Origin of the sequence: Demequina activiva, assembly GCF_016862815.1 — a bacterium.
GTDB lineage: Bacteria > Actinomycetota > Actinomycetes > Actinomycetales > Demequinaceae > Demequina > Demequina activiva.
In genome coordinates, this window is the sequence record NZ_BONR01000001.1 from 157,015 (window position 1) to 179,625 (window position 22,611).

The 22,611-nt window shown below is 71.3% G+C and carries 17 protein-coding genes; 12 read left to right on the forward strand and 5 right to left on the reverse strand.

Annotation, left to right across the window (positions count from 1 at the left end; genetic code table 11):
• The first annotated feature begins 52 nt into the window (after nt 1–52).
• The 3 genes from Dac01nite_RS00780 to pepN (Dac01nite_RS00790) all read left to right on the forward strand — a co-directional run bounded on the left by Dac01nite_RS00780 (nt 53) and on the right by pepN (Dac01nite_RS00790) (nt 5,809).
• A complete protein-coding gene (locus Dac01nite_RS00780; protein WP_203652881.1) occupies nt 53–562 on the forward strand; it encodes a MarR family winged helix-turn-helix transcriptional regulator in 510 nt (169 codons plus the stop codon).
• A 12-nt stretch (nt 563–574) separates the two neighbouring features.
• Nucleotides 575–3,169, forward strand: coding sequence for an aminopeptidase N (gene pepN, locus Dac01nite_RS00785; RefSeq protein WP_203652882.1), 2,595 nt, complete (start codon nt 575–577; stop codon nt 3,167–3,169).
• A gap of 108 nt (nt 3,170–3,277) precedes the next feature.
• Complete coding sequence (gene pepN / locus Dac01nite_RS00790; RefSeq protein WP_203652883.1) at nt 3,278–5,809, forward strand: aminopeptidase N; 2,532 nt, start codon at nt 3,278–3,280, stop codon at nt 5,807–5,809.
• A 15-nt stretch (nt 5,810–5,824) separates the two neighbouring features.
• Here the strand turns inward: pepN (Dac01nite_RS00790) and Dac01nite_RS00795 are convergent, their stop codons facing one another.
• Nucleotides 5,825–6,088 (reverse strand): hypothetical protein, encoded by a 264-nt coding sequence (locus Dac01nite_RS00795; protein WP_203652884.1) that lies wholly within the window; start codon nt 6,086–6,088, stop codon nt 5,825–5,827.
• The gene (gene malQ / locus Dac01nite_RS00800; protein ID WP_203652885.1) at nt 6,085–8,217 is read right to left on the reverse strand and encodes a 4-alpha-glucanotransferase; all 2,133 of its coding nucleotides are present in this window, start codon (nt 8,215–8,217) and stop codon (nt 6,085–6,087) included. The genes Dac01nite_RS00795 and malQ overlap by 4 nt, the downstream gene beginning before the upstream one ends.
• A 104-nt stretch (nt 8,218–8,321) precedes the next feature.
• Between malQ and Dac01nite_RS00805 the strand changes: the two genes are divergently transcribed.
• The 3 genes from Dac01nite_RS00805 to Dac01nite_RS00815 are packed head-to-tail and all read left to right on the forward strand — an operon-like array spanning nt 8,322 to nt 10,748.
• A complete protein-coding gene (locus tag Dac01nite_RS00805; protein WP_203652886.1) occupies nt 8,322–9,422 on the forward strand; it encodes a mechanosensitive ion channel family protein in 1,101 nt (366 codons plus the stop codon).
• Between the two features lie 16 nt (nt 9,423–9,438).
• Nucleotides 9,439–9,861 (forward strand): globin, encoded by a 423-nt coding sequence (locus tag Dac01nite_RS00810; RefSeq protein WP_203653719.1) that lies wholly within the window; start codon nt 9,439–9,441, stop codon nt 9,859–9,861.
• Nucleotides 9,862–9,869: 8 nt separating this feature from the next.
• Nucleotides 9,870–10,748 carry an acyl-CoA thioesterase gene (locus Dac01nite_RS00815; RefSeq protein WP_203652887.1) on the forward strand — a complete coding sequence of 293 codons (879 nt, stop codon included), beginning with the start codon at nt 9,870–9,872 and terminating at the stop codon, nt 10,746–10,748.
• A gap of 8 nt (nt 10,749–10,756) precedes the next feature.
• Here Dac01nite_RS00815 and Dac01nite_RS00820 read toward each other — a convergent pair whose 3' ends face one another.
• Both Dac01nite_RS00820 and Dac01nite_RS00825 read right to left on the reverse strand, forming a co-directional pair.
• Complete coding sequence (locus Dac01nite_RS00820; RefSeq protein ID WP_203652888.1) at nt 10,757–12,094, reverse strand: sugar transferase; 1,338 nt, start codon at nt 12,092–12,094, stop codon at nt 10,757–10,759.
• Between the two features lie 607 nt (nt 12,095–12,701).
• Complete coding sequence (locus Dac01nite_RS00825; protein WP_203652889.1) at nt 12,702–14,096, reverse strand: hypothetical protein; 1,395 nt, start codon at nt 14,094–14,096, stop codon at nt 12,702–12,704.
• 70 nt (nt 14,097–14,166) lie between these two features.
• On the opposite strand from Dac01nite_RS00825, the gene Dac01nite_RS00830 reads away from it, so the two are divergent.
• From Dac01nite_RS00830 to Dac01nite_RS00850, 5 genes are all read left to right on the forward strand, one after another.
• Nucleotides 14,167–14,805 carry a YveK family protein gene (locus tag Dac01nite_RS00830; protein ID WP_203652890.1) on the forward strand — a complete coding sequence of 213 codons (639 nt, stop codon included), beginning with the start codon at nt 14,167–14,169 and terminating at the stop codon, nt 14,803–14,805.
• A gap of 148 nt (nt 14,806–14,953) precedes the next feature.
• Nucleotides 14,954–16,048 (forward strand): glycosyltransferase, encoded by a 1,095-nt coding sequence (locus Dac01nite_RS00835; protein ID WP_203652891.1) that lies wholly within the window; start codon nt 14,954–14,956, stop codon nt 16,046–16,048.
• Nucleotides 16,045–17,064: a glycosyltransferase family 4 protein gene (locus tag Dac01nite_RS00840; RefSeq protein WP_203652892.1), complete on the forward strand. Its 1,020-nt coding sequence runs from the start codon at nt 16,045–16,047 to the stop codon at nt 17,062–17,064. Before Dac01nite_RS00835 ends, Dac01nite_RS00840 begins: the two co-directional genes overlap by 4 nt.
• Nucleotides 17,061–17,939 carry a glycosyltransferase family 2 protein gene (locus tag Dac01nite_RS00845; RefSeq protein ID WP_203652893.1) on the forward strand — a complete coding sequence of 293 codons (879 nt, stop codon included), beginning with the start codon at nt 17,061–17,063 and terminating at the stop codon, nt 17,937–17,939. The genes Dac01nite_RS00840 and Dac01nite_RS00845 overlap by 4 nt, the downstream gene beginning before the upstream one ends.
• Before the next feature lie 21 nt (nt 17,940–17,960).
• Entirely contained in the window at nt 17,961–20,021 is a 2,061-nt protein-coding gene (locus Dac01nite_RS00850) for a glycoside hydrolase family 16 protein (RefSeq protein WP_203652894.1), read from the forward strand.
• Between the two features lies 1 nt (nt 20,022).
• Here the strand turns inward: Dac01nite_RS00850 and Dac01nite_RS00855 are convergent, their stop codons facing one another.
• Complete coding sequence (locus Dac01nite_RS00855; protein WP_203652895.1) at nt 20,023–21,066, reverse strand: glycosyltransferase family 2 protein; 1,044 nt, start codon at nt 21,064–21,066, stop codon at nt 20,023–20,025.
• A gap of 173 nt (nt 21,067–21,239) precedes the next feature.
• Here Dac01nite_RS00855 and Dac01nite_RS00860 point away from each other — a divergent pair, with 173 nt between their 5' ends.
• Nucleotides 21,240–22,580, forward strand: coding sequence for an oligosaccharide flippase family protein (locus Dac01nite_RS00860; protein ID WP_203652896.1), 1,341 nt, complete (start codon nt 21,240–21,242; stop codon nt 22,578–22,580).
• Nucleotides 22,581–22,611 lie beyond the last annotated feature (31 nt).

Genomic DNA, 22,611 nt, shown 5'->3' on the forward strand with positions numbered 1-22,611 from the left:
CGGGACCTGTCTCCAGGTCGCCTCTGTTCCCGACGTACTTAACGTGTGAAGCATGAGAGAACTCGAGGTCGGGTACCTCGCCACCCATGCGCCCCTCATGGATGCGGTGCGGCACGCAGAGCGCGAGAGCCGGCGCCAGGGCCGCGCCATCCAGGACGGCCTCGTCATGACGGCGGTCCAGGCGCACTACGCCCAATACCTGGTGTGGGCCAAGCGCGGGCTGGCCATGTCCGCGCTCGCGGAGCACACCCGGACCACCGCCGCGAACGTCACCCAGGTGGTCGCTCGCATGGAGAGGCACGGCCTGGTGCGGCGCGAGCGGAGCAGCACCGACGGGCGCTCCGTCGTGGCCCGCATCACCGCGCGCGGAGCCCACCAGTTCTGGCTGCTGCTGGCGCGCCTGCGCGGCGTCGAGAGCAGGCACAGGGCCGATGCGCCACACGGGCGGACGACGTCCCTCGCCGCCGCACTGCGCAGGCTCGCCCCGCCGAGGCCGCGCCTGGCTCCAGACCCGCCACCCATGCGCAGACGCGCCAGGCCGCGCAGCCCCGCTGGACCGTGACAGAATCGGCGCATGCCAGGTACCAACCTCACCCGCGCGGAAGCACAGGCCCGCGCCGCCATCGTCTCCACCGAGACGTACGCCGTCGAGCTCGACCTCACCACCTCCGAGGAGACCTTCCGCTCGACCACCACCGTGCGCTTCGCCGCCACGGCAGGAGCGTCGACGTTCATCGACCTGATCGCGCCCACCGTCCACAGCATCGTCCTCAACGGCGAGAGCCTCGACCCGGCGACCGCGTACGTCGACAGCCGCATCGCGCTGGACAACCTGCAGGACTCCAACGAGCTCACCGTGGTCGCCGACTGCGCGTACATGAACACTGGCGAGGGACTGCACCGGTTCGTCGACCCGGAGGACAGCGAGGTCTACCTCTACTCCCAGTTCGAGGTCGCTGACACGCGCCGCGTCTACGCGGTGTTCGAGCAGCCCGACCTCAAGGCCGCCTTCACCTTCACCGTGACCGCGCCGGAGCACTGGCATGTGCTGAGCAACAACCCCGGCACCAAGACCACCCTCGAGGGAACGGTCTCCAACGCCGGGCGCAACCGCGGCGTCGCGCGGTGGGACTTCTCCGAGACCACCCGCCTGCCCTGCTACGTGACCGCCATCGTGGCCGGCCCGTACCACCGCGTCGAGGGCACCGTCGAGTCCCGCAAGGGCACGCTCGGCGCCGACGTCTACTGCCGCAAGGCCCTGGCGCCGTTCCTCGACTCCGACGTGATCCTCGCGGACACCCAGGCAGGCTTCTCCTTCTACGAGGAGAAGTTCCAGATGGACTACCCCTTCGAGAAGTACGACCAGATCTTCGTCCCGGAGTTCAACGCGGGCGCCATGGAGAACGCCGGCTGCGTCACCTTCCTCGAGGACTACGTGTTCCGCTCCAAGCCGCCGCAGGCGCGCGTCGAGCGCCGCACCGTCACCGTCCTGCACGAGCTCGCGCACATGTGGTTCGGGGACCTCGTCACGATGAAGTGGTGGAACGACCTGTGGCTCAACGAGTCCTTCGCGGAGTACGCGTCCACGGTCGCCACCGTCGAGACCACCAAGTGGAAGAACAACTGGGTCACGTTCAACTCGCTCGAGAAGACGTGGGCGGCACGCCAGGACCAGCTGCCCAGCACGCACCCGATCATGGCGGACATCACCGACCTCGAGGACGTCGAGGTCAACTTCGACGGCATCACCTACGCCAAGGGCGCCTCGGTGCTCAAGCAGCTCGCCGCATGGGTGGGCCAGGATGAGTTCTTCGCCGGCGTCGCCGAGTACTTCCGCAAGCACCACCACTCCAACACCACGCTGCGCGACCTCCTCGTCGAGCTGGAGGCCACCTCCGGCCGCGACCTCACGGCGTGGTCCGAGGTGTGGCTCGAGAAGGCCGGCATCACCACGCTGCGCCCACAGATCGAGGTCGACGCCCACGACGACATCGCCGCCTTCGCCGTGCTGCAGGAGGTCCCCGAGCAGTGGCCCACGCAGCGCCCCCACCGGCTGGGGATCGGCGGCTACGACGTCGTGGTCGACAACCACGGCAACGCGAGCCTCGAGCGCTCGCTCTATGTCGAGATCGATGTGCGCGGCGAGCGCACCGAGGTCCCCGAGCTGGTGGGCAAGCACCGTCCGGCGCTGATCCTGGTCAACGACCAGGACCTCGCGTACGCGAAGGTGCGCCTGGACGAGCAGTCGCTCGCGACGGCCGTGGAGCACGTGAGCGGCTTCACGGACCCCCTGGCCCGCTCGATGGTGCTGACGGCCGCATGGGACATGACCCGCGACGGCGAGATGCCGGCACGGCAGTTCATCGACCTCGCGTTGAACTCGATCGCCCACGAGACCGAGTCCACGACCGTCATGGTGCTGCTGCGCCAGCTGTCGACGACGCTGGCGCTGTACGTCCACCCCGATCACGCCGCGGCCGCATGCGAGCACGTGGCGGAGACGCTGTGGCGACTCGCGATCGAGTCCGACGCCGGCTCCGACACGCAGCTCCAGCTGGTCAAGGCCTTCGCGTCGCTGGCGTGCACGGAGGTCCAGATGGGAAGTCTCGAGGGGCTGCTCGACAACAAGCTCCACCTCGACGGCCTCGAGATCGACGCGGACCTCGCGTGGGACCTGCTGATCGGCCTCGTGGTCGGCGGCAAGGCCGACGAGATCGCGATCGAGCTCCAGCTCACCCGGGACGCGACCGCCTCCGGACAGCGACGCGCGGCTCACGCCCGGGCCGCGCTTCCCACCGAGGCGGGCAAGCGGGCCGCCTGGGATGCGCTGATCAACGCGGAGAAGGACATGCCGAACGCTCTGCAGTTCGAGGCGACCGCCGGCTTCAACCACGTCAACGACGTGACGATCCTCGAGCCCTACGTCGACGAGTACTTCGCGTCGATCCGCCGCATCTACACGGAGAAGACCAACGAGATGGCCACCGGCCTGATCGAGGGCCTGTACCCCCTGCAGCTGGCGGGACGGATGGACAGCCTCCAGGACAAGGCCGATGCGTGGCTCGAGGCCAATGCGGACGCGCACGCAGCGCTCAGGCGCCTCGTGATCGAGGGTCGCGACGGCGTGCGTCGCGCCCTCGAGAACCAGGCACGGGACGCCCAGGGCTGAACCCGTCTGCTGAGCCCCGGCCGCCCCTCTCGCGAGGCGCGCGGCCGGGGCTCAGGCGTGTCCGGGAGGCGGCCAGCGGGGCGCCCCCACGCGTGCGAGACTGACAGCATGCTCACCCGTGACGAGGCCTTCGCCCGCTCTCAGACAGTGCCCTCCGCGGAGTACCGCATCGCGCTGGACTTCACCGGTGACGGCGACACGTTCCGCTCGGTCACGACCGTCGAGTTCGACGCACCTGCGGACGCCGAGACCTTCATCGACCTCGTGGGGTCGCTGCGCTCGGCGACGCTCAACGGCCGCGACCTCGACCCGGCGAGCCACGTCGACGGACGCCTGCCGCTCACGCACCTCGAGCCCGCGAACGTGCTGACGGTCGAGGCGGACTGCGAGTACCGCACCACCGGCTCCGGCATCCACCGCTTCGTGGACTCGACCTCCGGGCACACCTATCTGTACAGCCAGTTCGCCGCGGACGATGCGCGCGCCGCCTTCGCATGCTTCGATCAGCCGGACATCAAGGGCACCTTCGCGTTCACCGTGACCGCCCCCGAGCAGTGGGAGGTGATCTCGAACACCCGCGCGCCCGAGCCCGCTCCGATCGAGGGCGCGCGCGTGTGGGCGTTCTCCCCCACGGTCCCGCTGCCCTGCTACGCCGCCGCCGTCGTGGCCGGGCCCTACGTGTTCGAGGAGACCACCCTCGCCTCGGCCAAGGGCGACGTCCCGGCGCGCGTGTACGGCCGCCCCGAGGTGCGCGACCACCTCGCCGCTGACACCCTGTTCGCGGACACCCAGGCGGGCATCGACCTGTACGAGCGGGTGTTCGCGACCGAGTACCCGTACGACAGCTACGACCAGATCTACGTGCCGCAGTACAACTTCGGCGCGATGGAGAACGCCGGCTGCGTCACCATCAGCGAGGACCGCCTGCTGTACCGCACCCGCGCCTCTGACGCCGAGCTCGAGTTCCGCTCGGTGGTGGTGCTGCACGAGCTCGCGCACATGTGGTTCGGGGACCTGGTCACCATGAAGTGGTGGGACGACCTGTGGCTCAACGAGTCGTTCGCCGAGTTCGTGGCGACGCACGCCGCGCAGGAGGTCACGCAGTGGGCCGATGCGTGGGTCACGTTCGGCTCGCAGCGCAAGTCCCGCGCGTACGTCGAGGATCAGCTGCCCACCACGCATCCGGTGGTGAGCGATGTGCCGACGGTCGACGCGGTGGCAGGCACCTTCGACATGATCACGTACGCGAAGGGGGCCTCTGCGCTGCGGCAGCTGGCCGCCACGCTGGGAGCGGAGGACTTCTTCGCCGGCATCGCGGCGTACGTGCGCGCCCACCACCACGGCAACGCCACGCTCGCGGATCTGTTCGCCGAGCTGGAGGCGGTCTCCGGGCGCGACCTTGCAGCGTGGTCGCGCGCGTGGCTCGAGACGCCAGGCGTCACGACGCTCGCCAGCGAGGTGAGCACCGACGAGGCCGGAGCCATCACCGAGCTCACGATCACCGAGGAGGTGCCGGAGGGCGCGGTCCCGCACCCGCATCGGCTGCGCGTGGGCGGCTACGTGCTCTCGGATGGCGCACTGGCGCGGGCGTGGACCGTCGACGTCGATGTCGACGGGGCCCGCACCGCGGTCCCCGAGGCGGTGGGAGCAGCGGCGCCGGACCTGCTGCTCGTCAACGACGGCGACCTCACCTATGCCAAGGTGCGTCTCGACGAGCGGTCGCTGGCGACGGTCGACGCGCACCTCGCGCACCTGCACGACCCGATGGCCCAGTACCTGGTGCTCGATGCGCTGTGGCACATGTGCCGCGACGGCGAGCTGCCCGCCCGTCGCTACGTCGACGCCGTGCTGACCGCGCTGCCGGTGCTCACGACGTCCCAGGTGATCGCCTCCCACCTCGGCTCGATCGCCACGGCGATCAGGCGCTACGCGCCGCCGCAGGACGCGCTCGCGCTCGCAGAGACCACGGCCGATGCGCTGTGGGGACTCCTCGAGCAGGCGGCGCCAGGCTCGGACGAGCAGCTGTCGCTGGTGCGCGGCTACGCCGCGCTCGCGGCGACCGGCGCCCAGGCGGACCGGCTCCAGGCCCTGCTGGACGGCGGCGTGGTGCTCGACGGGCTTCCGATCGACTCCGAGCTGCGGTGGGATCTCATCACGGGACTGGCCCGCTGCGCACGCGTCGACGACGCCGCGATCGACTCGCACCTGGCCGCGGATCCCGGAGCGGCCGGAGAGCGACGGGCCGCGGGAGCGCGGGCGACGATCGCGGAGGTGGACGCCAAGCGTCGCGCCTGGCGGTCCATCGCGGCGCCGGACGGTCCGCTCCCGGCGAACTCGATCGCGTACGCGACGGCCCAGGGCCTGGTGCGCACCAACGATCCGGCCGTGCTGGCGCCGCTCACGGACGAGATCCTGGCGGGCCTGCGACCCATGTTCGAGTCGATGGACGCGTTCATGGCGATGCGGACCGCCGGCTACGCGCTCCCCGTCGAGCTCGCGGGGCGGGTACCGGACCTGGATGCCCGCCTCGAGGCGTGGCTCGCGGACAACGCCGATGCCTCCGCAGTGCTGGTGAAGATCGTCACCGAGGGCCTGGATGACGTGCGCCGGTCGCTGCGGGCGCAGTCCGCCGTGCGCTGACCGCGACGCCGAGGGTCAGGAGCCGTCGCCGCGCGGGGGGCCGTCCTGGCCGCGCTGCGCCATCCGCTCGCGGTGACGCGCGGCGCGATCGCGCTTGTCCACGGCGCGCCGGCGCCAGTCCCACAGCGCCCATCCGCCCGCGACGAGGATCGCCACGATCCACGCGAGCTGCTGGACCAGGGCAGGCACGAACGGCAGCACGCCCACCACGGCCGCGATGATCAGCGCCGCGATCGCGACGAGCATGCCCGCCTGCCCCGGCGGGCGCTGGGCCGTCATCGGCGCGCGGTCCGCACCGCCTCGAGCAGACGTTGGAGCCGCTCGTTGTCGAAGATGTCGTCCAGCAGCACCACGGCGCCGGCCTTGTCCGTGAGCGGGATGCGCCAGTTGGGGTACTCGGTGCTGGTGCCCGGATGGTTCTGCGAGCGCCGGTCACCGACGGCGTCCGTGAGGGAGACCGCCGTCAGCAGCGCCGGCGAGTGCATCGCCATCCTGTGCACGCCCGCGACGAGGTCGTCCTCCTCCCAGTCCTCGGGCATCCAGCCGCGCTCCAGGAGGTAGTCGGCGAGGCGCCGGCGGTCCTCGCGAGCGGCGCCTCGTGCGAGCTCGGCGTCGCCCACGATGAGTCCGAGCTCCTCGCGAGCGGCGATGTGCTCGCCGGCCAGGAACGGCGCCGTGGGCGGGAGATCGTGGACCGTGACGGACACCAGCGCATCGGCGCGGTAGTTCTCCGGAGCCTGCGGGCCACCGTCGTGGCCCTTCTCGAACAGCGCGACCACCGTGCCCAGCAGGCCGCGCTGGTTGAGGTAGTCCGAGACCCACGGCTCGAGCGTGCCGAGATCCTCGCCGATCACGATCGTGCCGGCCCGCTGCGCCTCGAGAGCGAGGATGCCGATGAGGGCCTCGTGATCGAACTGGATGTAGACGCCGTCGTCCGCACGATTGCCCGCTGGGATCCACCACTGGCGGAACAGCCCCAGGATGTGGTCCACGCGCAGCGCGCCCGAGTGGCGGACGGCGGCTCGCACCACATCGCGAAACGGCATGTAGGCCGCTGCCTCGAGGGCACGCGGCTGCCACGGCGGCTGCGACCAGTTCTGTCCGTGCTGGTTGTACATGTCCGGAGGGGCGCCCACCTCCATGCCGGTCGCCAGCACGCGACCCAGGGCCCACGCATCGGCCCCCTGCGGGTGCACGCCCACCGCGAGGTCCGTCATGATGCCGATCCCCATGCCCGCCTCGTGCGCCGCGGACTGGGCGCGCGCGAGCTGCTCGTCCGCGATCCACTGCAGCCAGGCGAAGAACAGCACGCGGTCACCGTGCTCGTCGCGCCAGGCGTCCACCTCGCGCGAGCGCGGCTGACGGAACTCGTCGGGCCACGGCAGGCCCTTGTGGGCCTCGGAGATCGCACACCACGTCGCGAACTCCTCGAGCGCGTCACCCTCGCGCAGGCAGAACGCCTCGAAGCGTGCCTGCCGCGCTGCCGAGCGCTCCACCTCGAAGATCTTCTCCAACGCGGCGGACTTGGCACGCCAGGCGGCATCGCGATCCAGCAGGTCAGCATCCAGGTTGGCGCGGCGGGGACGCTCGGACTCCCACTCGATCACCGCCCGGTGCTGCGAGGGCACGTAGGCGACCTCGGGGATGTCCTCGATGCGGATGTAGAGGGGGTTGAGGAAGCGCCGCGACGTGGGCAGGTACGGCGATGGCTCGAGGGGCGGCACCGCCTCCGCGGCATGCAACGGATTGATGAGCAGGAAGTCCGCACCCTCGCGGATCGCCGCCAACGCGCACAGGTCCGCGAGATCGCCGAAGTCGCCGATGCCCCACGATCGCTCCGATCGCACCGAGTACAGCTGGGCGGCGAGGCCCCACGGGCGCTCGCGCCGCACGTGCTCGGGCACGTCGATCCGTGCCGGCGTCACCACCACCCAGCCTCGGCCGCGTCGACCCGAGGTCGCGGCCTCCAGCCGGTGCCAGCCCAGCGGCAGGTCATCGGGGACCTGGAACGTCGCCCGGCCCACCTCGCGACCGTCCAGCACGCGTGGCGGCACCAGCACGTCGAGCTGCTCGAGCGGGCGCGGCTCGCCGTGCTCGAGCATGAGCGAGGCCGCGACGGGCGCGCCATGCGGCACGTGGGCGGGGATGCGTGCGCCGGTGCCCTCCACCACCACCGTCACCGGCGGCACCAGCCGGCGCCAGGTGAGGTCGTCGAGGTCCGCGAGCGACCGTGCGCAGGCATCGTCGTCATGCGCGTCGACACCCAGCGAGGTCAGCGCCGCGCGGATCGCCGCGGTGGAGCTGGGCACGCGCTCGCCGTTCCATGCGGTGTACTCGACGGCCACGCCGCAGGCGCGTGCGAGCTCGGCGAGTGCAGGGCTGGGAGTCTCAGGCGCGTCGGCGTTCACACGCCCATCCTGCCAGGTCAGGACGGCCGTGCGCAGGTGCCTCGCGGCACCGGTGCGCGCACGGCGTCTCGTGCCGGGCCTCCGCCATGGTTACCCTGGGAGGCGTGCTGCATCTGACTGGAACGCCCGAGCCCTCGACGTCCCCGACCGCTGGATCCGGGGAGCTGCCCGACGCGAGCGACATCGAGCAATGGCTGGCGGACGTGACGGGCCGCGCCATCCCCTTCCTGATCGTCCTGGTGGTCGCGCTCGTCCTGTGGTTCATCGGACGGGCGGCGATCAACGCGCTCACCCGCAGCATCGAGCGTGGCGCTCCCCTGAACGATCGCCGCGCGCGCCAGGCCCTCAGCAAGGCCAAGTTCAAGCTGCCGGACATCGACACCACGGATGCCCGCCTCGAGGCGGAGCGGCGCCGTCAACGGGCGGCCACCCTGCGCCGAGTGCTCAAGTCCGCGTGGGCCGTGCTGCTCATCGCGCTGGTGGTGATCTCCGCCCTGGGCGTGCTCGGCGTCCCCATCGGCCCCATGCTCGCCTCCGCGGGAATCCTGGGAGTCGCCCTGGGCTTCGGCGCCCAGTCCCTGGTCAGGGACATCCTGTCCGGCATCTTCATGCTCATGGAGGACCAGTACGGCGTGGGCGACGTCGTGGACCTGGGCGAGGCCACCGGCGCCGTCGAGGAGGTGGGCCTGCGATGCACCCGCCTGCGCTCGCTCGACGGCACGGTCTGGTACGTGCCCAACGGCGAGATCACCCGAGTGGGCAACATGACGCGCATGTGGAGCCGCGTCATGATCGAGGTGCGCTTCGCGTACGACACCGACATCGAGGCGGCACGCCAGGCGATGATCGACGCCGTCGAGGCGGCGAAGGACGGCGACGACGACGTGGCCACCGCGCTCCTGGGCGAGCCGGAGGTCGCCGGCATCGAGTCGCTCGAGTACAACGCCGTGATGCTGCGCCTCATGTGCCAGGTCAACCCCGCGACCCAATGGGACGTGCAGCGCGAGGTGCGCCGCGAGATGCGCCGCATCTTCGCCGAGCGCGACATCTCGCTGGCGGTGCCCGGCGAGGCGATGGTCTTCGACACCAAGCAGCCCAAGAGCACCGTCACGCTGCACGACTCGGACCGCCCCGCGTCGGATCAGCAGCCGCGCAGCGAGGACGGCCGCCCCCTGCCACCACCGAACGACGCGGACGGCGACTGAGGTGACCCAGCCCGGCATGAACGTGGGGTCCGAGCCCCCGCACGAGCACGGCCAGAGCTTCTACGAGGCGGTGGGCGGGCACGCGACCTTCGAGCGCATCGTCCGTCGCTTCTACGCGGGCGTGGCAGAGGACCCGGTCCTGCTCCCCCTGTACCCCGAGGAGGATCTCGAGGGCGCCATCGAGCGCCTCACGCTGTTCCTCGTGCAGTACTGGGGCGGCCCCACCACCTATTCGGACAGTCGCGGCCATCCGCGCCTGCGGATGCGCCACGTGCCGTTCCATGTCAACCCGGAGGCGCGGGACCACTGGATCGAGCACATGCGCGACGCCGTCGCGGCGGCGGACCTCGCGCCCATCCACGCCGTCACGCTGATGGACTACCTCGAGCGCGCCGCGCACTCGATGGTGAACACCTTCGAGCCCACCCCCGAGAGGTAGGAGACCCCATGGATCACGTCGAGGACATCTGGGCGGAGCAGGCGGTCGCCTCCGGCATGGCGGTCCTGGACCTGCGCCGCCTGGGCGACACCACGTTCGAGGGCGACTCCTTGCCCATGCCGGGCGGGCGGGCGTACGGCGGTCAGGTGCTCGCGCAGTCGCTGCTGGCCGCCGGGCACACGGTGGACGACGAGCGCCACATGCACTCGATGCACGGCTACTTCCTGCGACCAGGCGACGCGTCGCGGCCCATCAGCTTCGAGGTCGAGGTGCTGCGCGACGGCCGCTCCTTCTCCGCCCGCCGCACCCACGCGTTCCAGGACGGCAAGCCCATTCTGTCGATGATCGCCTCGTTCCAGCTGCAGCAGGACGGCCCCGAGCACGCGGTGTCCATGCCGGAGGTGCCCGGCCCCGATGCGGTGGCGTCCGGCATCGACCTGCTCGCGCCGTTCGCGGGAGACGCCCGCGCCGACTACTGGCTCCAGCGCACGCCCTTCGACCTGCGCCACGTCGAGGGCTCGCTGCTGTTCCAGCCTGACGCGCGACCCAAGCAGTACCAGACCACCTGGATCCGCCTGCGCAGGCCGATCGACGGCTCTGACCTGCTGCACCGATCCCTCCTGGCATTCGCGTGCGACCAGGTGATGCTCGAGCCCTTGCTGCGTCGTCACGGCGCGTCGTGGATGACCCCCGGACTGGGCTTCGCCAGCCTCGATCACGCCATGTGGTGGCACCGACCGGCGCGCGCCGACGAGTGGCTGCTCTACGTGCAGGACGCGCCCACCGCCCAGGGTGGACGCGGCCTGGGCGGGGCATGGATCTTCTCCGAGGACGGACGCCTGGTGGCGTCGGCCTCGCAGGAGGGCATGTTCCGCATGCCCGAGTAGATCCGAGCTCAGCTCGCGCTGTCTCCCGGCAGCACGACGGCCTTCACCGTGCGCAGCAGGATGTGGATGTCCGAGATCAGCGACCAGTTCTCCACGTAGTAGAGGTCGAGCCTGACCGCCTGGTCCCAGTCGAGGGCGCTGCGACCGCTGACCTGCCACAGCCCGGTGATCCCCGGACGCGTCAGCAGACGACGTCGCGCAGGCTTGGAGTAGAGCGCGACCTCCTCAGCGATCTGCGGCCGGGGCCCGACCAGGCTCATGGTGCCGTCGAGCACGTTGAACAGCTGGGGAAGCTCATCGAGCGAGTACTTGCGCAGCACGCGCCCCACCCGCGTGATGCGCGGATCGTTCTTGACCTTGAACAGCGGCTCGGTGCCGGTGCCCTGCTCCTCCAGCAGTGCCGCGAGCTCCGCGTCGGCGCCTTGACGCATCGAGCGGAACTTGAGCATCGGGAAGGTCTCGCCCAGGTGCCCGATGCGCTCCTGGCGATACAGCACGGGGCCAGGGCTCGACAGCTTCACCAGCAGCGCGACGACGGCGAGCACCGGCGAGAGAAGCGCGATGAGTGCGGCCGATGCGGCGATGTCGAAGCCGCGCTTGGTGAGGGAGGCCGTACGGCCCAGCCGGGGAGTCTCGACGTGGATCAGGGGCAGTCCCGCGGCGGGCCGCGTGCGGATGCGCGGCCCGGCGATGTCGGTGATGTTGGGCGCGAGCATGAGGTGCTCGCGACCGGGTTCGAGGCTCCAGCTGATCTCCTTGACGCGGTCCGGCTCCAGCCCGTCGGTGCCCGTCACGATGACGGTGTCCGCACTCGCTGCTGCCATCGAGCTGCGCACGGCGCTCACCAGAGCACTCGCGTCCTCCGGCGGTTTGCAGACGCCCACCACCCGGAAGCCTGCGGCGGGCGCGCGCTCCAGCTCGTCGTGGATGGTGCGCACGGACTCGCCCGAGCCCACCAGCAGCACCCGCGTGCTCCAGCCACCCTTGCGCCGCTGAGACTTGAGCCACTCCCGCCAGGCCGCACGCTCGAGGAGCAGGGCTGCGAAGCCGAGCGGCATCGCGACCGCGATGGTGCCCTTGGTCGACGAGTGCGGAAAGAACACCGCACTGATGGCGATGATCGCCACCACCACGATGGTCGCCTGCCACATCCGGCGGAACTCGCTGGCACCGGCGCCGGTGACGCGGTGACTGCGGGTGTCCTCGAGGGACAGGCCCAGCATCCACAGTGCGATCACGACGACGCATGCCGCGGTGTGCGCGGCGTCCATCGCGGCGCCGGTCGCACGGGTCCAGGCGACCATTCCAGCGAACACGCACACGGTCACGACGAGCGCATCGCTCACCCGCAGGATGTTTCCGTAGGCGCGGCTCCATGCACTGCCCGGCCGGAGCGTCTCTCTCGCGCGGTCCCTGACGGAGCTGCTCACGCGTGTGGCGGCGCCGCCACGCCGGACGCTCGGTGCTCTGAGCGCCGGCGCGGCGAGCGCCGCGTCCCCCCCGGGACCCGCCCCCCGTGTGATGTGGGGCCGCTGTACCTGTTCTGCTGTTGTCACTGTCTACCCCCCCCGGATTCTCGTGACGTGGTGCCCGCAGTGACAATCGCTGCGAGCGGGTGATCGATCAGGTGCTGCCGCCCTCCCCCGCGACACGATCGATCATGGCCGGCGAGCAGCACACGCCCACCAGCCCCTCTGAGCCCACTGGACGGACGCGGCCACGCTCTCCGGAGAGGGTGACCCTGACGGGTGCTCCCCTCCCGCTGCGACTCGAGACCGAGCAGCAGTGCGGAGCCGCTGACGCGCGCGTCAGCATCCGCGTGAGTGTCGTGGCCACGTTGGCCCCCCAATTGCGGTCGTAGTGACTCATACCGCGACGACGCGCCGTGTGTGGCGTTCGTCACCCCCCAGTAGGCTTGAGACCGACACTACTACGTCATTCGTTTCTTGGGAGTTAAAGTTTGGCGTCCGCTTCGCGACGGAGCCGCCTTCGGGTGGCGCGAGCGATCGCCTCGAGGCTGCGCCGCGGCGGCGGGTGCTCCGCACCGCCGGGGTCGGTTGCGTCGCGCCGGGCGACGAGGATCCCGTGCGCGAGGATGCCCAGGCTCAGCCACAGCACGCCCGACGGTCCGGACAGGTCCGGACTCGCGATCGCCTTGCCCAGGAGCGCGGCGAGCAGGGCCCACACCACCGGCGAGTGGCCGCTGAGGCGCAGCGCGGGGAGGATGACCGAGAGCACGGCCGTCACGAAGAGGATGATCCCGACGACGCCCACCGCGCCGAGCAGAGTGAAGAACAGAGACGACGCGCGCACGGAGCCGAGCCCGATCCCCACGCCCCAGCTGCCGATGAACGCCTCGAACGAGCGCGCATCGGAGGATGAGCGCTCGGTGAAGGAGGCGGAGTCGAGCTTCGCATCCACCTCGGCGGTGAACTGGCCCAGCAGGGACGGCAGGAGCACGATCACGAGCGCCACCACGGCCAGTGCGACCACGGCCGCGCCGCGCGTCACGACCAGGTGGAGCCGCACCAGCCGCCACAGCAGGAAGGCTCCCGCGAAGGCGACCAGCATGGCGCCGCCCACCAGGAACGTGGTGGAGGTCGACTCGATCCCGAGGAAGACCGCGACCACGCCGAGCGCGAGGAAGCCCACCCGCCGCCATCCGCGCACGTGCGCGGCGAAGGAGAACCCATAGGCCGCCGCCGCCATCGCCGTCACCGCGAGGCCCGACGGCTCCGAGTGGATCCCGCGGAAGCGCGGGACTCCGCCGGCGGCCTGCTCGATGTAGACCAGGCCGGGAGAGTTGTCGAAGACCCCGTCGGGGAACGGCACTCCGGCTCGCAGCGACAGGTATCTCCACAGCGACAGCGCGATGCCGATGCCGAGAGGGATCGCGAGCAGCGTGGGCGCGGTGGTGGTCGAGCGAGCGACGATCACCACGATCGTGATGCTCAGTCCCAAGTACAGCAGCTGCGCGATGTTGGAGGTGGAGATCGAGCCGGGCACGAGCCGTGCCACGGGATCGGTGACGGTCGTCATGCCGGGGAAGGCCAGCGGAGCGAGGAGCACCACGACGATCGCCCACCCGAGCAGCGCGAGCAGCAGGCTCACGCCAGGGATCGCGGACAGCGGGGGCGCCCCTGGCCTGCCGCCTCGCGCGAACCACTGCCACACCAGCAGGCCGAGCCCGCCCAGCGCCACGGCGTAGAACGTGGGCAGCGCCTCCGTGCCCACCGCGATGGCCGCTCCGGCGGGCGTGACTGCTCCCAGAGCGAGCGCTCGTTCGTAGCGGCGCGAGAGGATCCCGTACGCCACGACAGCAACTGTCGTGAGCATCAGGATCGTCATGGTGCGTACGGTAGCGTGCGCGATAGGCTCCGCGTCAATGGTGGAGTGCCAGGCACGGGGAGGTGGGGGAATGGACCTTCGGGACATGATCGCAGCGGTGATGCACGGCTGGCGATGGGTGGCGATAGCCGTGGGCGGCGGAGCGGTGCTGGCTGCCGGCTATCTGGTGGCGACCACAGCCGAGTATCAGGCGAGCGCGGAGGTGGTCGTGCTGGCGAACGGCCCCGAGACGATTCCCGAGGCCGAGCAGGGCGCCGCCATGAGCGCGCAGCTGGCGACCACCGTCGCGAGCATCATCGACTCTCCCGCGGTGCTCGACGAGCTCGCCTCCGATGCGCTCACCACGAACGAGCTCATGGCGATGACCCGCACGGTGGTGCGGGACGGCACGTCCACCATCGGCATCGTCGTGCTCGACGCGGACGCGGACGTCGCGGCCGCGGTGGCCAACGAGGCCGCGGAGAGCGCTCGACGGACGGTGCCCCAGATGCTCGGCGACGACGGCGTGAACGGCAAGCTCCCCGTCACTGTCGAGATCATCACGCCCGCGGAGCCGCCGTCGAGCCCCGCATCCCCCAACGCGCAGGGGGTGCTCGTCATCGGCGTCGCGCTGGGACTGTGCGCAGGGGTGGCCATCGCGCTCGCGACCGCGAGCGGAGCAGCGGCTCAGGCGGCCGCGCCCGCGAGGAGGACCCGCACCCGGCCGTAACACGACCGTCACCATCTTCAGGTAGCGTCAAGGCAAGCAGATCGATCGCGGCGCATTCCAGGCGGGGGGACCGTTGGAGCCGCCTTCTGGGGGGACGGGGGTCTGTCATGGGCGCTGACACGATGCGCGACACCGGCCGTGGCGCGCCATGAGCGGCGTGCTGGTGCACGAGTGGATCGCGCAGTCCGGCGGCAGCGAGAACGTCCTCGAGGCCATGAGCGAGATCTATCCTGACAGCGACATCGTGTGCCTGTGGAACGACTCGACCGGACGCTTCGATGAGCGCCGCGTGCGCGAGACCTGGCTTGCACGGTCTCCCCTGCGGCGCAGCAAGGCCGCCGCGCTGCCGGTCATGCCGTGGACGTGGCGCAGGGTCGCGGGCGAGGACTACGACTGGGCACTCATCAGCTCCCACCTGTTCGCCCATCACGTCAACTTCCGCGACCCGCAGATCGAGCGCTACGTGTACGTCCACACCCCGGCTCGCTACATCTGGAACCCCGAGCTCGACGCGCGCGGCGCCGGGGTGGCCGCGCGCGCGGTCGCCGCACGTTTCAAGGGACTCGACCGGCGGCGAGCGCAGGAGGGATCGTCCTTCGCCGCCAACAGCGAGTTCGTGCGCAGGCGCATCCGCGACGCCTGGGGCGTGGACAGCCGCGTGATCCACCCGCCCGTCGAGGTCGAGGCGATCCAGTCCGGCGACTGGGAGGCGCAGCTCACCGAGGACGAGGCCGGCGTGCTGGACTCGCTTCCGGAGACGTTCCTGCTGGGAGCGTCGCGATTCATCCCCTACAAGCGCCTCGACCTGGTGGTCCGAGCAGGCGAGGCCTCGGGGATGCCCGTGGTCCTCGCGGGCCGGGGACCCGAGCATGCGCGTCTGCAGGCGAGGGTCGCCGCGGCCACCGTTCCCGCTCGCATCGTGGCGTCGCCGTCAGACGCGCTCCTGCGAGCGCTGTACGCCCGCGCTGCCGCGTTCGTCTTTCCCGCCATCGAGGACTTCGGGATCATGCCCGTCGAGGCGATGGCGGCTGGCACACCGGTGGTCGCGCAGGCCGTGGGTGGCGCGGCGGAGAGCGTGGTGCCGGGAGTCACGGGTGCTCTCACGACCTTCGCGTCCGACGCCGAGATCGCGCGCGCGGTGGCGGACGCCGTGGGCCTCGAGCGCGACGCGATCCGCGCCCACGCCCGCACCTTCGACCACAGCCGCTTCGACAGCGCGATCCGAGAATGGGTGGGGCGATGACGTCGATCACGATCAACGGCGCCTTCCGTCCGCAGCGGATCACGGGCCAGCAGCGGTACGCCACGGAGATCGCGGACCGGGTCCTCGCGGCGGCGCACGTACGCGAAGCCGTGCCGGCCGGTGCATGGAGCGGCTCTGCGGCCCGCGAGTGGGCATGGACGCTGTTGCGACTGCCCTCGATGGCACGGGGGTCGACTCTCCTGTCGCTGACCTCGCGGGCTCCGGTGGGGATGTCACAGGTCCTCGCCGTGCACGACCTGTTCGTCCTCACCCACCCCGAGTGGTACTCGCGTCGCTACGTCATGACCCATGCGCCCGCCCTGCGCGCCCAGCTCGCGAGCGCAGCGGCCGTGGTCGCGGTCAGCGAGCCCACGGCAGAGGACGTCGCGCATCACTACGACGGCGAGGTGGTGGTCGCGCCCAACGCACCCAGCGCGGTCTTCGCCGATCCCTCCCGCGCGGACCACGCCATCCTCGACCGGCTCGGCGTGCGGCGGGACGGCTACCTGCTCACCGTCGGGAGCATGGATCCCCGCAAGAACCTAGCGCGCCTGGCGCACGCCTTCGGCACGCTGCCTGCCGCCACGCGCTCCGCCTTCCCCCTGGTGGTGGTCGGGGCCTCGGCGACGATCTATCGCGACGCGGGCCTCACCTGGCCCGAGGGCGTGCGCAGCGCCGGCTACGTCACCGACGAGGAGCTCGCAGCGCTGTATCGCGGGTCCCGAGCGGTCGTGTTCCCCTCCCAGGCCGAGGGCTTCGGGCTGCCCCTGGTCGAGGCGGCCGCGGCCGGCGCCACCGGCGTCGTCATCTCCGATCTCCCCGTGTTCCGATGGATCTGCGGCGACGGCGCCGCGTACGTCGACCCCTCCTCGATCGCATCGATCGCGCAGGGCCTTGAGCGCGCCATCGAGAACGGGGTTCCAGCCATGGACGTGGACCTCGAGCGCTTCGACTGGGACGCCTCCGCGGCGACCGTGTCCGCCGCATGCGACCGCGCACCGGCGGTGGCGCCATGAGCACCTTGAGCGCCGCGGTCGCGTTCGCCACCGCAGGCCGGCCCGACGTCGTGGCGCAGGCGATGGCCGACATCGACCAGCAGACCCACCCGGTCGTCGCCCGCGTGCTGTCGGTTCCCGATGAGGACTCGCTGCCGTCCTCCACGCAGGGCTGGACGGTGGTCACAGGGCCGCGCGGCGCTGCGGCCCAGCGCAACACCGCGCTCGCCGCGCTTCCCGAGGACGTGGATGTGGTGTTCTTCTTCGACGATGACGCCGTGATCCGGCAGGACTACGTCGCGCACGCGATGGCGCTGTTCGCGCAGGACGACGACGTGGTCGGGCTCACGGGCCGCGTCCTTCTCGACGGCGCGGCGCACTCCGTGGGCGAGGTCCCGCGCGACGCCGCTCTCGACGCGATCGAGGCGTCCAGGGACGTGCCGGCGACGCAGCGCGTCCGCCGCCTGCGCACCCTCTACGGCTGCAACTTCGCGTTCCGTCGCTCCGCGGTGCCCGAGCTGCGCTTCGACGCGCGGCTCCCGCTGTACTCGTGGCTCGAGGACCACGACTTCGCACGCCGACTCATGCGCCACGGCACCCTGGTGGGCGCCGAGGACTGCGTCATCGTGCACCGCGGAGTCTCCTCGGGCGGACGCACCAACCACGTGCGCCTGGGGTACTCGCAGCTCATCAACCCGGTGCACCTGGCGCGCAGCGGCAGCTTCCCGGTGTGGCTCGCGGCCTGGGAGATCTTTCGACCCACGTCCAAGAACCTCGCCTACGCCATCGCCGGCCCGCAAGCATCGTGGAGGCGCGAGCGGGTGCGCGGCAACGTGATGGGGCTGGGCGACGCGATCCGCGGCAGGATCACGCCCGAGCGGATCCTCGACCTGTGAGCGCGGGCGGGAGGTGAAGGGGTGAGCAGACGCATCCTGGTGGGCACCGCCATCGTGGTCGTGGTCGCGGTCGTGGTCGTGGTCCTCGTGCTCCTCACGCGCCCGTCGACCGCGGGCGCGATCGTGGAGGAGGCCTCCTCCACCGCGGCCGGCACGGACGCGACGCGCCTGATCGACGTGGCGATCGAATCGCCCTCGCCAGCCGCGTCGGAGCCGGGCGACGAGCGTCAGGCGACCTGGAGCTCCGACGCCCAGACCGACGGCGCGTGGATCTCGCTGCGATGGGACGAGCCCACCACCGTGAGTCGCGTGCGCATCGACGGCGCCGGCGATCCAGAGGGCTCCTACACGGACGCGCTCGTGACCTTCTCCGACGGCAGCTCGGTGCTGGTGACCGCGGACGAGCGGGGCGACGTGCTGGTCGACATCCCCCGACGCGTGGTCCGGTCCGCGATGGTGCGCTTCGCGTCGTTCCCTGCCGCCGCGAGCGCGGTCTCGCTGCACGCGATCCTGATCGACGACTCCGGCCAGCACATCGGCTCCCCCACCGGCTCCACGGTGACGGCCGCCGCGAGCGACGCTGCCCCCAGCAACGTCACCGACGGCGATGTCGGGGGCGGCGCCGTGGGACTGTCGTGGACGGCGGCCGACCCGACGGCGGATGCGTGGATCGAGCACGCGTGGGAGGCGCCGGTGTCGATCGCGAGCGTGCAGCTGGCGGGGCCCGTGCAGGAGGCGCCGTACGGCGGCGGCGACCTGGTGTTCAGCGACGGCAGCACGGTGCGCGTCAGCGGTGTGGGATCCGGAGCGCAGCCGCTCACGACGGTGGCCTTCGCCCCACGGACCGTCACCAGCGTGCGCTTCGAGCCGGACGACGGCGCGATGGAGATCTCCGAGTTCGTGCCCTATGGCCCCGAGACCATGCCCCCGGCGTGGCCGAGCATCGGCGGCTACGACGTGGAGCCGCCACAGCCGGCGCCATGCACGATCGACTCGCCCGCGTTCGGCAGTCGCCAGGACTCCCCATTGGCGCTGGTGTGCCCGGCAACGGGCACCCAGGTCAGGGGTGACGCGACCATCGTCGTGGAAGGTCCGCCGGGCGAGAAGGTGACCGCGTCCACGTGGATCCCCGTGAGCGGCACCGGCCGCATGGTCGAGGTCGCGGAGGCGGTGGTCGACGCGCAGGGCCGCGCCGTGCTCACGTTCGCGACCGAGCGCATGCCGCACGGACCGTTCGCGGTGCGGCTGTCGGTGCGCGCCTCGGAGACCCCGCTGTACGTCCAGCTGTTCAATCGCGATGGCAAGGACCTGGTCGCGAAGGACCACGCGCCGCCCGGCCTCACGCTGCAGTTCGAGGACACCTTCGACGGCCCCCTGCAGGTCAGCGACTACGGCGACGGGGCGGTCTATGCGTCCACCAAGCCCGAGGGCAATGGCGGCTCGGAGTTCGGGGGCGCCGTCTTCGCGAATCCGGAGGACGGCCGCGGACTGCTGGCCTCGCTCGATGGGGTGCTGCGGATCCGCGCGGAGCCGCTCGAGGGCGAGGATCCGCGCGGATGGGATCGCGGGTACGCGAGCGGGCTGCTGTCCTCGATGCGGGTGGGCGGCTCGGGGTTCTCCGCGCAGTACGGCTATTTCGAGGCGCGCATCCTGGCGCCCGGGGGCCGGGGCACGTGGCCGGCGTTCTGGATGCTGGACTCGACCAGCTCGATGGACGCGGACGCGCCGTCGAGCGAGGTCGACGCCGTCGAGCTCTACGGCCACAACACCCTGGGCAGCTGTCACGCCCTGCACAACTGGCCGGCGATCGACCACGAGGGCACGGGAGTCGAATGCTTCGACCGCAACGGCCACGGCGACTGGGCTCTCGAATGGCACACCTACGGCGTGCACATCCGCCCGGACGGCGCCGAGTACTTCATCGACGGGGCGCCCATCACCACGCGGTCCGGCCTGGTCGAGGACGCGAGCCCGTACTACTTCATGCTGAACCTGGCCCTGGACGGCGGGTGGCCCGTCTTGCTCGACCCGAACGGCGGCACGGTCGACATGTACGTCGACTGGGTGCGGGTGTACACGTGAGTCAGGCGGAGGCGGCGGGGCGAGCGGCGTGCGTCGCGGTGCGTCGCCTCACCGCATCCGCCGCGCCCTGGCGGAACCGGGCGTCGATCAGACGTCGGGCCAGAGGCCGCGGCGACGCCAGCACCGCGAGCGACCATGCCGCGACCATGAGCCGATGCGTCGCGGACTCGGGGCCGGGCGCGAACGGCGAGGTGCACGCGTCGCGCGCCATGCGCCAGCCCGAGTCGCCGGGGATGGGCCTCTCGCCGGGGTGCAGACGATGATGCGCGACGCGCAGCTGGAGCAGGTGGCGGCCCCGGAACAGCGGCCTCATCCCGTCCTCCTGGTGCCCGGAGATGTCGAGCGCGAACAGGTGCCGCTGGTAGGCGCGCTCGAGCTGCTTGCGGAAGCGATCCCCCTCCGCCAGCAGGTAGCTGCGGTTCGCTCCGTGCTCGCGGTAGCGCACGAGCGGCGTGGTGAGCGTCACGACGTCTCCGAGGAAGGGAGCGGCGGCGAGGGTCGACGAGTCCGTGGCGTCGCCGCACCGGTCGCCCACCGGGAACAGCCTCGCGAGGAACTCGCGAGCGTAGGCGTTCCCGGACCCTGGCGGCGTGGGGTAGGCGCCCGTGGCGCGCATCCAGGTGCGCACCTGCTCCGGACTGGGGGCGGGGTCCAGGTCGGGGTACACACCTCCGGTGGGCTCTCCGTCGCGATCCACACGGATCATCGGGAACTGCACCTTGCTGATCCCCTCGCGCCACACCGCGGCGAGCTCGCGCGCGATCGACGGTTCCACCATGTCATCCGAGTCCAGGAAGATCACCACGTCTCCGGTCGACGCCTCGTACCCGGCGTTGCAGGCCACGCGGGGGCCGGAGTTGTCCTGGAAGATCGCGGTGATGCGCGATCCGAAGCCCTCGATGATCGCCCGGGAGCCGTCCGTCGAGCCGTCGTCGACCACGATCACCTCGACGTCTGGCCAGTCGACGGCCAGCGCGCTCTCGATGGCCGCGCCGACGAAGTCCTCGTAGTTGTAGTTCGGCATCACCACGCTGAGTCGGCGCATGGGGTCTCCTCGATGTCGGGGGCGCTGGGCTGCGGCGGCGCTCGTGGCTGCTCGGTCGACCTGTGCACCACAATAGCGGGATCGTCCGGCGCCCGTCAGGGGTCGCCGAGCGGCACTGAGGTGGCGCATCCGCGCCGTGCCCGCACCAGCGCTGCACGAGGGGAGCACGCCACGTGACCACCGCATCGGCCGCCGAGCCCAACTACCGCAGGGCGACGGTCATGATGACCGCGACGAGCATGCTCGTCCCGCTGGGCGGGCTGGTGACGGCTCCCGTCCTGGCGCAGGGGCTCGGCCCTGACGGCCGCGGAGAGCTCGCGGCGATCCTCGCGCCCGGATCTCTGATGCTCGGCTTCGCGGCGATGGGCCTCCCGCACGCTCTCACCTTCTTCGTCGCGAAGCGTCCCAGCATCACCCGGCGCGCGCTCACGTGGGCATCGGCCGCCACGGCGAGCGTGGCGGCGCTGTGCATCCTGCCCATCTGGTGGGCGCTGCCATTCCTGTCCGCGGGCGACGAGGACCTGGCGCGACTGATCCTGCTCGCCAGCATCTGGAACGTCCCCGCCCTGGTCGTGGGCGTCATGCGGGGCGCGGCGGCGGGCCGCCAGATGTGGGGCACCATCGCGTGGGAGCGCATCGTCCTCACCACGCTGCGCGTCGCTGCGCTGTTCGCGCTGCTGATCGCGGACCGTCTCACGGTCGAGACGGCGGTGATCGTCACCGTGGGCATGCCCATCCTGTCCGGCGTGGTGTACGCGCGACTGTTCGCGCGCCCGCTGCAGGGGCACGACCAGCCGACCGACGACCCCCGGGTCGTGGCGCCGCTGTTCCGCTACGGCTCCGCCGTGTGGTTCGGGTCGATCGCCTCCATGACCATCGGCCGGCTCGCATCGCTGCTGATGCTGCCCCTGTCCGACGCGGAGGCGCTGGGCCTGTACACCGTGGCCACGACCATCGCTGACGTGCCCATCATCGTGGCGATCGCGATCCAGAGCACGCTGTTCGGCGTCAGCAGCAAGTCCACCGATCCGGGGCGCGTGACCCTCACGGCGCGGCTCACCCTCATCTTCGGGTTCGCGGGATGCCTGATGCTGGGCGCGACCCTGCCGTGGTGGATCGGACCGCTGTTCGGGGAGGACTTCGTGGTCGCGACGGTGCCGACGCTCATGCTGCTGGTCTCCGCGCTCATCCTGGTGCCGGGGCTCATGGCCTCGAGCGGCCTGGGCGCGTGGGGAAGGCCGGCGCTGAGATCCGTCGCAGAGGTCGCCTCGCTGGTGGTGAGGATCGCATCCTTCGTGCTGCTCGTGCCGGCCTTCGGGGTCTACGGAGCGGCATGGTCCGCGATCATCGGCACCGTCACGATGACCGCGGTGTCGGTGACGATCGCCTCGCGCGTCATGGGCGTGCGCCCCCGGGAGTTCCTGATGCCAGGCCGCAGCGACGTGGCCAGGGCCTGGAGCGAGGTGCGTCTGATCGTGACGCGCGTGACGAGCCGCCTCACTCGCCGCGGCTGACACCAGCGGGGTGTCGCGCGGGCGTGGCGCG